Below are 14,149 nucleotides of genomic sequence, written 5' to 3'. Positions count from 1 at the left end.
TGACGGGGAAGGCGGAGCTCGATCCCTGGCTGATAGGCGCAGGTGTCACCTACCGCTTTTGAATATCAGAGTGAAGTCTGCTTCCCGACTGCCGGTTTAAAATGAAGGGCGCCTCGCGCGCCCTTTTTTTACGGTCGACACTGCAGGGCAAGACCTCATGAAGCTATTGTCGGGCGGGGTTCTCTTCAGGTGGACCAAGAAGGTGCATTGGCCAACCGGCCTCGCGCCTGAGATGGAGTGCTTAGAAGCGCTTTGGATCGGGACGGGCTTTGGTATTGTGGGTGGAATGCTTCGGCCAAATCCTTTGCGGCATCGTCTCCCGGACGTGATGTGTGAGCTTCTTTGTCAGCGCAAGGCGAACACGGATCTCCTAGCAGGCCGTTGAAGAAGTGTCCCGTTTGGCCTTGAGGATTGCCTCGTCGCCGTTGTGATAGAGGAAGGTGATCTCGATGGAGCCGTCGTCGAGCAGTTCAGCATGGCCGTCGCCTGTGACCTCGTCCATTTCGTCGAATCCGACCCATGTGAAGAAGACCATCGACGGGCCGTAGCCGAGTTCGAGGGTTGCCTGCATGGCGCCGAAGGCGGTCTCGCCGTGGTTGCCGGCGCCGATGGTGAATCGTGGCGGGTCCATCGAGGTCGAGATAATCGCGATCCCACAGATCGGCCTCGACGATGCGCCAGCGGCCGATCAGTTGGCAGCCTGCGGGCGTGGTCATATCGGCACCACCAACAACTTCGGCAGCCGCACCAGATTGTAGGCGGCGGCCGCGAAGGTAAAGGCCCAGCCGACGCGGTCGCGGCCACGGAACCGGGATTTGTCCTGTCCGGCGACCGTCTTGATCCAGCCGAACGCCTCTTCGATGCGCTTTCTGATCCGCTGGCTGACGACAAAGCCGCCATGGCGCGTGGTGGGCCCGTCAATTGCCGAACGATGTCCGCTCGTGTTCTGCGCCACATGCGGCGTCACCTTCATCGAGCACAGTTCGTTGAGGAAGTCTTCCGCATCATAAGCCTTGTCGGCGCCGAGCGTGATGGCCCGCGGCCGGTCCGCATGCGGCTCGATCAGGTGCAGTGCCGCCACCCCTCGGCATGGCCGTTGGCCAAGCAGGCGTCGACCAAAAGGCCGTGGCGGTTTCAGCCCGTGTCCCATGAAGCACAGCTTCGCCTCCTTTCCTTTCCCCTTCTTGTAGAGCCTGGCATCGGGATCGGTGGTCGAGGCATGCGTCTCGTTCGTCCGCTTCTGGCCATGGAAATCGGCTTCCGCATTGCGGCCGCCGCCATTTTCCGGCGGCTCGCCCGCCCCATCCCTCGGCTTGACACTCTTCATCGATGCCCAGGCCTCAATGAGAGTGCCGTCGACCGAGAAGTGATCGCTCGAGAGAAGCTTTTTCACTCTGGGCTGCGCCAGCACCGCGCCTAAGAACTTCGCCGCGATGTCGCCTTCCAGCAGCCGGTCCCGGTTCTTCGAAAACACCGAGTGATCCCACGTCGCATCATCGACGCCGATGCCGACAAACCAGCGGAACAGGAGATCGTATTCCAGCCGCTCCATCAGAAGCCGTTCCGAACGGATCGAATAGAACGCCTGCAGAAGCATCGCCCGCAACAACTTCTCCGGCGGCATCGACGGTCGCCCGATCGGCGAGTAAAGCGCCGCAAATCGTCCGCCAGCGCCAAAAGCGCCTCGTTCACCATATGGCGGATCGTGCGCAACGGATGGTTCTGGCGAACCCGCACCTCCAGATCCACATAGCTGAAAAGCGAGCCGGTCCGCTCGTCGTTGCCCCGCATGCGCCATCCTCCGAATCCCTTCGGAGCAAGTGAATCATGATCGTCACTCGACGGCGAGCGGCTTTTTCAACGGCCTGCTAGATGCCGACAAGAGGTTCAGCCATGCTGCGAATGGTTGCCTATTTTTCGGCTCGTTTGTTGTTCGCTCGTTAACTCGCGGCTTTCCCCGGAGCGTCCGATGGGTGGTTCCGGCAACGATCCATGCCAGTCTCGCGTGCCTGTCCCCGTGAGTGGTCCGTGAGTGGGGTGGGCGGCAGAAAGCGATTAGGCCCGCTGAAAGAGGCGGACCGCATCCGAAGGACCGGAACGAAGTGAAGGACCTGAAGCGCGAGCGAAGGTTGCGGGACGCCGCGGCGGGCCTAAAAGGGAATGCCGACCACCCTCGCGCCCCAGGAAAGTTTGACACAAAACCGCAGCCGCCGACTCCCAGGGGGCGAGCCAGTGGCAGAGGCTGCCGAGCGAGAAAAGCATTCACGAGTACCCGGCGCGCTGTCAAGCGCGCGGGCGCCCTTAGGAACTGGCTGAACTTCCTGCCGAAGCTGACCGCCAATGCCGTGCCTTGCGCGGCGGTTTTATGAGCTCGCAGGGATCAACGCTCAATGCCTCCGCGAGTCGTCCAAGCACACTGACGCTTGCGGATACGCGGGCGCGCTCGATCGAGCCCACATAGCGCATGCTAAGGTCCGCGCGTGCAGCCAACTCTTCCTGCGTCAAATCTTGCTCATGGCGCAATCGACGCATGTTGATCGCCATGACCTCCTTGAGATCCACGGGCGAGATAGGCGCCGAAAAGGAATTATAGTTCTAGGAATGATCGTTCCTATTATGTATAGTTGGCCTGTTAGTGAAGTTGCTCGGCTGAGTGACAACCGACCGACCACCACCATCTACTCCAAATCAAACACCCAGAGCGCGCACATGAAGCCGAAAATCATGGACGAAGTCCCCTGGTCAGACAGCATCACGAGCTACGACAGGCAGCATTCCACCATCTACCTGCGCATCCTCGACGCCTGCGCCGACAATGCCAGCGTAGAGGAAATGGCCGAACTGATTCTTGGCATTGACCCCGTCCTGGAACCGGTCCGGGCCCGTAAGGCTATCCGCAGCCATATAGACCGCGCGAACTGGATGATGACGACTGGCTACAAGGAACTGTTCGCCGGCTGACGCACGGCGTAGATAGCCAGTCCTTTTCAGAGAAGAAGTCCAGGTACACGCCATCCACCACCGCGCGGCACGAGACACGGCCGCGGCGGATGCGGTCTCGCAGAAGATCGCGAGGATCGTACCGGTCAGAATGGACGCGCCCTCGCCGATCACAGGGATTCGCGGCAGGACGCTCCAGCGAGCAATCGGTCGAGGGCACGAAGCACGAATAATCAGGCGCCGCGTCTTTCGGCAGCGAAAGTAAACGGGCGACAGTTGTCCATCTTGGCAAAGAGCATTGAGGCGAGCGCCCAGAGGCGATGCTTCAAAAGCGCGGCTGGCCAGATCGCGCTAGCACGCAGGCAAATGGGCCAGCAGGATATTCTGCACCCGAAACTGCGAGCTGAAGACTATGCTCCGCATTTGAGTAGTCGACGAAATTAAACATCCCAGCGCGACAGGTCGCCGGCCAACGCGATCACTTCGATCGGGGTTCCGCGACAGGGTATTGGCCTGCTGGAGGCACGTAAGCCGATCACGGTGGAGTGCCGATTGCGAAGCAAGAACTCCAGGCTCAGCCACGCAGCGTTAAATGAGCAGTGCAGTCGAATGAGCAGTGATCCTGCCAAATTCTGATCGCCATTCTGGCGCAACAGATATGGCATCACTGCGTATTCCGACGAAGCCGGCCAGCGATTCCGATCAATCACCGGCCATCCATTCCGATTTCATTCCGGCCGGGATTCCGATTTGAAGCCGGCCACCTTTGGACGTCACCTGGGTCGTTGTTGAGGTTTGCTTCGAGTTTCGTTTCGGGTCAAGCCTGAGCCGTTTCCGGCATGGCGATGGCTCGCTGTTTTCTCATGCTCTCGCCAGCCAGTTCGATGCGATAGGCATTGTGCACGAGGCGATCGAGGACGGCGTCAGCGATGGTTGGATTACCGATAATCTCGTACCACCGGTCGACAGGAACCTGGCTGGTGACGATGGTCGAGCGCCGCTCGTAGCGATCCTCGACGATTTCGAGGAGGTTCACGCCGCTGCTCGTCGGTCAGTTTTTCGGGCCCCCAATCGTCCAGAATGAGCAGGTCGGTCCTCGCCAGCGCCTTCAGCATCCTGGCATATCGACCGTCGCCCCTTGCCAGAGCAAGCTCAGCAAAGAGCCGTGGGGCGCGATGATATGCGACGGAGCAGTCCTCTCTGCAAGCCTTGTGGCCGAGGGCACAGGCAAGCCAACTCTTGCCGACACCGGCCGGGCCGGTCAACAGAAGCCCATGACGCTGGCGGATCCAGTCGCAGCTTGCGAGTTTGAGGAACAGGGAGCGATCGAGACCGCGTTCGGCACGGAAGTCGGTATCTTCGACCTGCGCGTCATGGCGCAGCCGGGCCGCGCGGGCACGGGCCTCGAAGCGCTTCTGGCGCCGCACCGTTGCTTCGTGCTCGAGCAGGATGGCGAGCCACTCGCCATGATCGAGGGTGCGAGCTTCCGGTTGCGCGTCGAGATCCTGGAAGCTTTTGGCCATACCGTGCAGGCCGAGATCGCGTAGCATGTCGAGGGTAGGATGGGTCAGCATGTTCTTGTTTTTCCTCAATGGAAGTAGCCGGGACCACGCAGATTGGCGTGATCTATGATGGCGCCGGGACCGGCGGCAGGCCGGGCGGCTTTGTGGTTGGTGATGAGCGCTGCAATGCTCTTGCAGGTCAGCCCGTCGATCTCGACGGCACGGGCCGAGATGGCCTCGGCGTGATCGCGATGGAGATCGCGATAAAGACGCAGAATGCCCAGGCATGTCCGGAAGCCCTGTTCGGGATGCGGTCGGTTCGCCAGAATGGCGATGATCAGCCCCTCGGTTTGCGGCCCGATCGAAGCTGCCCATCGCCGGAAGCGGTCCGGTGTCCACTCGGCATATCGGCGGTGGGAACTGGGCATATGCTCAGGGTTCGTGCCGTAACGCCGTCCGCCATAGCGACGCTGATGAGCGGCGACGCGCTTGCCGTGGTGGAAGATCTCGATCGCCCTGCTTGTCGCGCGGATATCGACCTGCTGGCGGATGAGGCCATGCGGCACGGAATAGAAGAACGTCTTGAACTCGACATGATAGTCGGTGGCGACGCGGGCCAGGCGCCATTCGGCAAACTCGTAATCCTGCGCGGGAAGGCTTGCCAGCACAGGCCGTTCCACGGTCTCGAACAGCTGGCGGCGGCTGACGCCAAGACGGCGCATGACATGATCGTTGATACGATCGAGCGCCTGGGCGATCGCGGCATTCGCCTCGGCCAGCGAGAAGAAGGTCTGCCGCCGCAGCCGGCCCAGAATGCAGGTCTGGGCAAAGCGAACCCCGTTCTCGACCTTGGCCTTGTCCTTCGGGCGTCGTGGCCGGGGCGGCAGAACGCCCACGCCATAATGCGAGGCCATCATGCCATAGCTGCGGTTGATTTCCGGGTCGTAGAAGGAGGCATGGTTGACGCCGGACTTCAGATTGTCCGGCACGATCAGGCGGGGAACGCCACCGAAGAAGTTGAACATGCGCACATGCACGCCAATCCAGTCCGGCAGCGTCTGCGTCCAGGTCGCCTCCGCATAGGTGTAGCCGGAGGCGCCCAGGACGGAGACGAAGATCTCCGCCTCGCGAATCTCGCCAGTCAGGGGATCAACGATGGCGAGCTTCTTGCCGGAATAATCCACGAAGACCTTGTCGCCGGCGACATGCTCCTGCCGCATGGTCGGCGACAGCCGCTTTTCGAAGCCGCGAAACAGGTCGCAGAAACGGCTGTAGCCATAGCCTCCGGGATGGACGGCACGATACTCCTCCCACAGGATCATCAGCGTGACGCCCGGCTTCTTCAACTCCTGCGCCAGTTGCGCCCAGTTCGGCTCGGGCAGTCGCGTTGGCCCTGCTTCACCCCCGCCCTGGCGAACAGCCTGTTCTCCAGCGCATCGTCGGTCAGGTCGCCCGGCAGCGGCCAGCTCAACTCTGCCGCGGCCGCCCGCTTAAGATTATCCTGCACGGTGCTGCGCGCTATGCCCAACCTCTGTGCAATCTCGCGGGCGCTCGTTCCGTCGCCGGCAAGCCGCAGCATTTGTCGTAAGTGTCTCATGGTCAGCCTTCTCTTTGCCGGCATCACGCGTCCCTTGTTCAAAAGGACCGTCATGCCAAAGTTGCTGACCCAGATGTGTTCTCTTTAGCCCGTTAAGTGGCCGGATATTGATCGGAATCGTGGCCGGCTTCATTCCGGAATGGTGGCCGGCTTCAAGTTGGAATACCCGGCCGGATAACCTCGGAATCCGCAGCATCACCGCACTCCCCTCTCCGCCGTCACCAGCGTTGCCACCCTGCGAAGCACCGCGCCCACCGCACCGGACCGCCAATGCCGCCGTTTTGCCGCACCACCTAGAGCACGGGCGGCGATACTTCGAGATAGCGTGCCAGACGCAGGTGACCCGGTGGGTTGCGGCTCCTGTCCATTGAAGCGCCCAATTGCCCGGTGAAGGATGCGCTCCAGGCCGAACTCGATCAAGCCGGCGAGGAACTGATGGGTGCCGATGGCAATGCCACCCGCTCCTTTCGGTATGCACGAAGCCGAAGCGGCTGTTTCCCATACACATGGATCCTTGGGGGCGCACTTTCCCTCCAATAGCACGGGAGCAGCTCTCGACCCGACCGTCGAAACCGCGCAGCAAAGGTAGTGTAGTCCAAGCGCGTCGAAGGAATCGATGTCGTACCCGCCAATTCACCGCACATGCAGTCGAGACGCTGCTTGAAGACGCGAAACCGCGGGCGATGCTGCACGCAGGCCCCTCGGCGAGGTCGTCGTAGCACTTGGCGTCATAGCTGGGTCATCAAAAGCTTCCTCGCCGGAAAATCTCCCGCCATTGAAACTGTTCACGCCAGCGTATCCTGCGCAACTGCACAGGATGAAATTTCTTTTCAGTGAACCGAAAAGCCCGAAGCGGCGAGACACGCAATCGCCTGCCTGGTGGTTGTCACGCCCAGCTTCCTGCGAGCGTTGCCCAAATGAAAGTCGGCCGTGCGCCGCGTGATCCCTAGGATGCAGCCTATCTCCCAGGCCGACTTGCCGCGCGCTGCCCATTGCAGGCATTCGTATTCGCGCGGCGTCAGCGACGCGCCGTTCACCATTCGGTCGCCGGACAGTTTTCGGCGAACGAACATGTGAAAACAGGTCGCAACGTATGGGAGTACCTCTCCATAGCGTTTCGCGACGCGGAACCATGCAGGATTGGGCTTGTCAGCGGCAAAGGTCATCGCCGCAAAATTGCCTCGGAGATCTATTATCGGAATTGTCACGCCGCAGCAAATGCCAAACTGCGCCGCTTCTTCGAAAACGTGAGCCCCTGAAGCCTCATCCTTAAGATCGGATCCCCATCGAAACGGGCATCCGCCGAAGCGGGCGCGCGTGATGACGGGGTCGACCCGCTGGTATCGATGCTCAAGATAGCGCGCTGTCCAGGGCTTCGGATAGTTTGAGATCAGCCTGGGCTTGTCACTAGGACGCGGCGGCAAGGAGAGGTAGGCAAAGGCGAGTAGGTCGAGTTCCGAGCCCACCTCGGCCATGGCGCTGCAGAAATCGACCTCATCGACGCTTTCAGAAAGCCGTTCCAAAAATCTCTCAAAGACAGCTTGCACGTATCTCGCCCCTGGCTTGAACTCACCGCCGATCCACCCGCCGTGCCGCGATGCCACGACACATCCGCCGGGCAGACAGCGGGAAGACCGCGGCCTAACTCGCCCGGACTGGAGAACCGTCATCAAATCAGACCCAGCACCGCGAAGCCGGCACGACGTCTGCTAACTTTCCGCTTTCTCGAACAAGTGCCGCTTCGAGACATTTGCCAGCGGAGCAATGCCCGCCCACTACTCCTTTCCGCAAAGTCATTGATTGATGATCCAACCTGACGGGCGGGGAGGCGCGCTAGCTGGGCATGCCGCATGCGGACTGGAGATTGTTTCGCAGTGCAGTGATGTCGTTGCCCGCGCCGGTAGCTGCTCAACTTCGTCAAATCAAGCATTCTCACGAGCGCGTCCAATGTAAGTGTGACGCCAATAATTTGGCCACGACAATACTGCCCCAGATCGTAGTGCGTGAATCATTTTGCCCCCATTCTGCTGCCGGATGGTGAGACAGTCAGAATTGATTAAAGCTTCGCCATTTCCTCGCCGGTTTCGCGACGTGCGTAGACTAAGATGGTCGCCTTTTTCTCGTCCAATACTTCAAAGAGGAATAACTTGGTCCGCAATTGGCAGAGCCATGGATGCAAGAACCATTCATTTGGCTTGCCACACATGAGGACCATGAGGGGCTTTCGATTACGCGCTGTCGGTGTCCTGATGATTGTCTTCAGGCATGCTCGATCCGTCCAGCTCAGGCGGTTCGAAACGGCATTCGGGTGGGTGTGCCAGTCCCCGAGATATGTGTCCAACCTCCCCGAACATTCGTAGTGCTTTGCAATTTCCGCCTGTTGCCAGCTTTGATCAGGGAGGAAGCTGCTTCGCTCGCGAGATGCTTGGGGGCCGGCTGGAATCATAGCTGTTACGACGGCAATGTTGTTTTCGGCCCAGTACCCCATGAAGGTCCCACCCGTTTCCCGATCAAACCAGAGGTCGGCTTCGGCCTGCATGTCCTGCTTGATCGCTTGAGGCAGCCAGACTACGGGTTGCATCCGCATTCCCTCATCGGAGGCAATCCATCGACCTGCCAAGACGGCGGCACCCGCCTGATGCCGTCATTCAGTGTGAGGGTGTGAAGCAAGGATTCCTTGAAGTCGTCTGGACGGGAAAGAATGTCCACGGTCAAGCGGATGGCTTCCAACGATAATTCGTTGAGATCGAATGACGCCCCAGTGAAGGTCAGCTCCGCGCATCCAGCCGGTTGATTCAGCCCGGAAGTTTCTCCCGACCCAGGAGCTTTCTTGATCAAACCGTTCGCATAGGCAAATTCGCGGCAGGTTGGGCAGCCGGATTTCGGGTGGTAGGCGGCAACGACCCCCCCTTTCAACGATTGCGTTCCGAAAGGAGAGATCATCGGTTTCCCTGCGGACTTGCAGTGATCGGCTAGCAAACGTGAGATCCCGGAGGAAGCCGTTGCGTCGATGACGATGTCGGCCTTCGCAAAGATCGCCGGTAGAACTGAATGGTCTCCCCCGTTCCCGTCGGCCGCCGTGGCCATCCCCACGTGGTGATGGATCGCCTCGACTTCGACCCCCGTGTATTCGGATTCCACATGCTGCTTGACGGCAGTGGTCTTTCGCATTCCCCAGGCCGTCGCACCAAGCGGCCATCGGATGGAGTTTCCCGGCTCGACGATGTCATGGTCGATAACGATGAGATGAGAACAGCCGTTTCGGGCAAGCTCGATCGCAACTGGGGCACCAATGGCCCCCATTCCGAAGATGGCAATCACCTTGTTCTTCAAAATGCACACCGATGCAACTCGGTCACCGATGTCCGTAGCCCCGGCGCGGTAAGTCGGTATGATCAAGACCGATGGTCCAGTTGCCTTCTTACCAGGTTTCGCCGTCCGGAAGGATTTCGCTGGCCCGTAAAGCAAAGGGAAAAGCCATGTATCTCCACTCTTTTTGTGGCTGAGTTCCGTCGACTGAACGGTCACAGACATCGAAAAAGCTGGAGAGCCGTCAGTGAAGGCATGCATCTTGAAGGCAATCTGATCCTTGACTTTCTTCTCTTGCCAGCCGTCTGCCGGCGGAGGGGCTAAACGGTCCACACGGGTCCAAGGGAAGGTGCGGATAGTCTTCTTGGTTCGTAGGTGCGGAGGCAGCGGAAACGTTCGGCTCGCGAGCACAGTCTGGTCGTGCGCCCTAACCTCATCAACGACGCCTCGAAACTGGAGCTTCTCTCCAATCCTCAATAGCGAACACGAAGCTTTGATGGTTCCGCCAACGGCACCACCGAGGTCCCACTTGCTGTCGATCAGCATGTAGCTTCCTTCGGAATAGCCAGGGAATTCTGGGGCAATGGCGTTCCACCAGAATTCCATCGGTTCGCCCTGCGGATCCTCCACGCCCGTCCCATTCAAGGCGTTGGTAAGCTGTTTCTCAAGAAGCTTCGCCAACGTCCACTTGATGGACCAGAGCCCCGTGTCGCGGCCCAACAAGCAAAGGTTGCCGTCAGTCGGCGAGCAGTGCCTGTGCGGAAAGGTTTCCGGTTTCCCTCGAAGGGCAACTTGCGGGCGGACGAAGGGATAGCTGTCTGGGAACACTGCGCGAAGCTCGCGGCTTTCCCCGGATGCCAGCGGCCATTCGAACTCGACGCTGAGCACCCCGTTTTTCAGTTGCTCTTCGTCGATTCGCAGCGAGTCTCGGGCGAAGAATGCGAGATCGCGGAGTTCAAAATCGAATCGTCCTGCGCAGGTATGCTCCCAGTGGGGGAGCATACCTGCCTTCAGATCGAGATAGCCTACCCAGGTCATCCTACAGGACGGTCCGGTGGCTGAGGTGGATCCTTAGGACCAGGCGGAACGCCGGGCGGACGACCCGGAACGCCATCTGACGGCCCTGGGACCCAGTCGGGCGGCCCAGGCGGGGTGTGGCCCGGATTGCCGGGGCTTGGGGGGCGTGCCATGTTTATTCTCCATTTTGGCTTTGGTGGAAGATACAGTTTTCACATCGCGGCGTTCTTAGCTAAGCCGAGAAAACGGTTGCTGGTACGCCGCTCCAGATGGCTGCCCGTGTAAGGACCCGGCTTTCGGTGTCGCGGACCGTCGCGTCGAAATCCTCCGCGCTAAACGCATGCGCCGAGAGTCCATCGCGCGCCGCGTCCACGCCGGTACGCGCCAGCCACTCCTCTATGATGGACCTTTGTTGAAAGAGGTCATCGTGGTTAGTATCGGGAACTGAGACATTGCTGCTGGCAAGATGCTGGATGGCACCGGAGACGCGGACCGCGGTGCAGACATCAGGCGCCACCACCTCTTGCCGACCCGGCCGTTGTCGGCTCATACGGCTCCCGAGCTTGTCAGCGACGGGCGGGATGACGGCGTGGAACCTCTCCGAGGAGCCCAGCGCGCTTCCACCAGAGATGATAATCTTGGCCGAGGTCAACTCCGGTCGGTCAGTTTCGGAGAGCTTGTTTTCGACGAAAATGGAGAGACACGGGTCGGCTGCCGCCGAGATATTCTCGACGGCAGCCGCGTTGCCTTGGGAGGCGCTTGAACACGAAGTCGGGCGCTCGCTGATCACCTTTGTGGCGTCACTCGATAGCATCGGCTGAATGGGGTTGCCGGTATAGATCGGCCGCATGGACGCGTGGGGCGAGATCACATCGAGCAGTGCGGCCACACGCGGCGCGACATTCTTGCCCGACGAGATCGCCGGCGCGATAATGGTGTCATGAGCTCCGACGAGCGAAACGAAGAATGTCGCCAATGGTTCGGGAAAGAGTTCGGTGAGCTCGTCGGCTTGGGCGAGCAGCACCTTGCTGAGCCTGGCGTCGGCACCCACATCGCCATTGCTATCATTGCCGGCAACCAGAACATGCACATCCGAGCCGATCTGTAGCGCAGCCGCAAGCGCCTTTGCAGGCGTCGCGTTGTCGTGTTCGGCAGTCAGAGGAATAGCCATGTTCTAGTCTTCGTCCCGATCGGTTACATCACGCCGGCTGTTCTCCGGTCGAGATGCGGCCTACTCGAAGTCAGCCTGCAGAGGACGCCTATTCGCGTCCCGCACGCCATTCTCTGAATGCCAGGTTCAATCGTGCGCCCACGTCGGTAAAGGGGCGCGGGGGCAAGGTCTGCGGCTTCTCGAACGAGCGGAAAATATCGCCAAGCTTTGACCGGTGCCCGACCAGCAGTTCGGCCGTTGCGATACCCGCCGAGGTAGACTTGGTTCCACCTATACCGTTGCACGCGCATGCCGCGAAGATGCCATCTGCTACTTGGCCGAACAGAGGCACGGAGTTCCGCGTCAGCGCCATAGCGCCGGCCCAGCGATACTGCATCTTGAGGTGACGCTGATCTGGAAAGCGGTCCGCGAACTTCCGATCGTGCAAATCACTCGCGCTTTTGATCGTTGCCGCTCCGGCCTCGATGGTCGGATGGTAGGTGTAGCGTGAGCGTATCAGAATGCGGTCGCCATCAAGGCCGTTAATGCGCCGCACCGTCGTCCCCATCGGGGCAGCAGGTGTTGCTCCCCATTTCCGCAGTCCCCCCAGTGCAGTGGGCATAAAAGGCTCGGTCAGCGAAGCGTGCGTAAAGACATGGAGAAGCTCACCTTTTCCGAATCCGAAGCTTTCTGCGTGGCCGTTTGTCGCCAGGATCACCCGCCCTGCCCTAATCTCTCCCTTGGGAGTCTTGACTGTGCAGCCGATTGAGGAGCTTTCAATAGCAAGAGCGGGCGTCCGCTCATACAGCCTCAAAGGTTCCTGAAACACATCTGCAATGGCTCTGACAAGCGCCGTCGGCTGTACCATGACCGCACCGGGGGTGAAAAGCCCTGACTTATATGATCGCGTGCCGGTGACATCCTCAACCTCCGAAGCGCTAAGAAGTTGATTTGGTTCACCCAAGGACTTGAGCTGCAAGGAGTAGGCTTCGAGGTGCTCCGTACCGGCATCGGTCATAGCGAGGCTATACTTGCCGCTGGGATCAAAGACGTCCTCGTCCCACCCATGCTCCTCCGCCAGGCGGGCGTAATGTTGAATGGCCGTCCGCGCGATCAGGATCTCATTGTGGCTCTTGGCTACGGCGTCCGCCCCGAAATTGCCCGATGAGATGTCGTGCGGCAGGTCAATAAGGAATCCCGAATTCCGGCCGCTGGCCCCCCGTCCGACCTGGTCGGCATCGATGATGGCTACAGAAAGCTTGGGATCGAGATTGGCAAGTCGGACAGCGGCTGCCAACCCTGCAAAACCCGCTCCGATAATCGCGACATCCACAGTGATCCCCCGATCCAGGTCGGGGGCTGGGGTCCTCGCCGGGAGCAAGGCCTCCCAGCCGGACTCCACTCCATGGGCGGGAAGGCGACGCGCCCGATAAGTCTTGCTGGCCATCATACCGCTTCTTGTTCAACTAGGGGGCCAAGGGCCGTCCGAAGCGCTAATATGCGGTCCGACGAAAGGGGGCGGAACGGCTTCCGGGCGCTGCCGCCGCCATATCCGGTGAGTTCGGCGGCCGCATAAACGCTCGGAACATAGTCGCCGTCCCAGAGAAGAGCCATGATTGGCTCCAGCAACTGCCACAGGGACCGCACGTCGTCCCATCTTTTTTCCTGCGCGGCCCTGACGATAGCAACGCATGTGCGCGGGACAATGTTCGCACCGCCCCAAATCAAGCCGGAGCAGCCGGCGAACAGGGAGAACGGCACCAGCGGGTCGGCCCCGTTGATGACATTGAGGCCGGTCCCGATCAACCTGACCTGGCCGACCAAGTCGCCACTGCTGTCCTTGACGGCCTGGAACTCGGGCAGTTCGCAGAGCCTACGAAGCAACTGCGGCGTGATGCGTACTCCCACCGCCTGGGGCACATTATATCCGATGATAGGCAATCCTACCCCGGCGACTTCGCTGTAGAAATCGAAAACGCTGTCGTCGTCTGACGGACCCTCGAAGAACGGTGGAAGGACCATCACCCCGTCTGCCCCACAATCCTTCGCAAATCGCGTTCTTTCGACGACGTCAGCAGTAAGCAAGGCAGATGCCTGGGCGACCACCTTGGCCCGCCCGGCAACGACGCGCGCACCGCGCTCAATAAGAGACCTCGATTCCTCCGGCGACAGGTAAGCATGCATACCTGTGCCGGAGCTGAACACGAAACCGTCGACGCCTGCGGCCAGATGCCGTTCGATGAGCTCTTCGAACCGCACGAAATCGATGCGGCCGTTTGCGTCGAACGGCGCCGTGATCGCAAGATTGAGACCGGAAAAAGCAAAGGATGACATTTCAGAAACCTTCATGGGAGCTGCTCAGGTCGATCCAGAGCGTTTTGGTCTGGGTATACTGATTATGCGCATGCAGGGACTTGTCCCGGCCGCCGAAGCCCGACTGCTTGTAGCCACCGAACGGAGTAGCAGCGTCCCCCTCCCCGTAGGAGTTCACGGTTACCGTTCCCGCTTTAAGCGCCCGGGCGGCCCGGAGTGCCCGTGACCCGTCCGCAGTAAAAATGGAGGCCGCGAGCCCATATTCGGTCTGGTTCGCGAGAGAAACGGCTTCAGCAAGAGAGTTTACGCCGATCACGGAAA

12 protein-coding genes and 2 pseudogenes are annotated in these 14,149 nt (G+C 60.2%); 1 reads left to right on the top strand and 13 read right to left on the bottom strand.

Features of this window, described 5'->3' with window-relative positions; all coding sequences use genetic code 11:
* Positions 1-370: 370 nt before the first annotated feature.
* The 3 genes and pseudogenes from EN742_RS08105 to EN742_RS08095 form a co-directional block, all read right to left on the bottom strand.
* On the bottom strand, positions 371-631 hold the full coding sequence (locus EN742_RS08105; protein WP_245492270.1) for a hypothetical protein: 261 nt from the start codon (positions 629-631) through the stop codon (positions 371-373).
* Between the two features lie 81 nt (positions 632-712).
* A pseudogene (locus tag EN742_RS08100) lies at positions 713-1,791 on the bottom strand (IS5 family transposase).
* A 510-nt stretch (positions 1,792-2,301) separates the two neighbouring features.
* A complete protein-coding gene (locus EN742_RS08095) occupies positions 2,302-2,562 on the bottom strand; it encodes a helix-turn-helix transcriptional regulator (RefSeq protein ID WP_128332643.1) in 261 nt (86 codons plus the stop codon).
* A gap of 147 nt (positions 2,563-2,709) precedes the next feature.
* Here EN742_RS08095 and EN742_RS08090 point away from each other — a divergent pair, with 147 nt between their 5' ends.
* Positions 2,710-2,961, top strand: a complete 252-nt coding sequence (locus EN742_RS08090) for a DUF2285 domain-containing protein (RefSeq protein WP_128332642.1) — start codon at positions 2,710-2,712, stop codon at positions 2,959-2,961.
* Positions 2,962-3,757: 796 nt separating this feature from the next.
* Here the strand turns inward: EN742_RS08090 and istB are convergent.
* The 10 genes and pseudogenes from istB to EN742_RS08035 form a co-directional block, all read right to left on the bottom strand.
* Positions 3,758-4,514 (bottom strand): annotated as a pseudogene (istB, locus tag EN742_RS08080) (IS21-like element helper ATPase IstB).
* A 14-nt stretch (positions 4,515-4,528) separates the two neighbouring features.
* The gene (gene istA, locus EN742_RS08075; protein WP_245492269.1) at positions 4,529-5,788 is read right to left on the bottom strand and encodes an IS21 family transposase; all 1,260 of its coding nucleotides are present in this window, start codon (positions 5,786-5,788) and stop codon (positions 4,529-4,531) included.
* Positions 5,785-6,093: a helix-turn-helix domain-containing protein gene (locus EN742_RS39215; RefSeq protein ID WP_245492268.1), complete on the bottom strand. Its 309-nt coding sequence runs from the start codon at positions 6,091-6,093 to the stop codon at positions 5,785-5,787. The genes istA and EN742_RS39215 overlap by 4 nt, the downstream gene beginning before the upstream one ends.
* Positions 6,094-6,869: 776 nt before the next feature.
* Positions 6,870-7,586: a LuxR family transcriptional regulator gene (locus tag EN742_RS08070; protein ID WP_245492267.1), complete on the bottom strand. Its 717-nt coding sequence runs from the start codon at positions 7,584-7,586 to the stop codon at positions 6,870-6,872.
* A 509-nt stretch (positions 7,587-8,095) separates the two neighbouring features.
* Complete coding sequence (locus EN742_RS08060) at positions 8,096-8,620, bottom strand: Mov34/MPN/PAD-1 family protein (RefSeq protein WP_128332640.1); 525 nt, start codon at positions 8,618-8,620, stop codon at positions 8,096-8,098.
* Complete coding sequence (locus EN742_RS08055; protein WP_128332639.1) at positions 8,608-10,386, bottom strand: ThiF family adenylyltransferase; 1,779 nt, start codon at positions 10,384-10,386, stop codon at positions 8,608-8,610. Before EN742_RS08055 ends, EN742_RS08060 begins: the two co-directional genes overlap by 13 nt.
* Before the next feature lie 211 nt (positions 10,387-10,597).
* Positions 10,598-11,536: an FAD-binding protein gene (locus EN742_RS08050; protein WP_128332638.1), complete on the bottom strand. Its 939-nt coding sequence runs from the start codon at positions 11,534-11,536 to the stop codon at positions 10,598-10,600.
* An 88-nt stretch (positions 11,537-11,624) separates the two neighbouring features.
* A complete protein-coding gene (locus tag EN742_RS08045) occupies positions 11,625-12,965 on the bottom strand; it encodes an FAD-binding oxidoreductase (RefSeq protein ID WP_128332637.1) in 1,341 nt (446 codons plus the stop codon).
* A complete protein-coding gene (locus EN742_RS08040; RefSeq protein ID WP_128332644.1) occupies positions 12,962-13,849 on the bottom strand; it encodes a dihydrodipicolinate synthase family protein in 888 nt (295 codons plus the stop codon). The genes EN742_RS08045 and EN742_RS08040 overlap by 4 nt, the downstream gene beginning before the upstream one ends.
* 1 nt (position 13,850) lies before the next feature.
* Positions 13,851-14,149, bottom strand: a 299-nt coding sequence (locus tag EN742_RS08035) for an aldehyde dehydrogenase family protein (protein ID WP_128332636.1), incomplete at its 5' end; no start/stop codon positions are given.

This window comes from Mesorhizobium sp. M4A.F.Ca.ET.020.02.1.1 (assembly GCF_004022645.1).
GTDB lineage: Bacteria > Pseudomonadota > Alphaproteobacteria > Rhizobiales > Rhizobiaceae > Mesorhizobium.
Note: the sequence above shows the minus strand (reverse complement) of the source record. Positions and strands in the feature narration are given on the sequence as shown.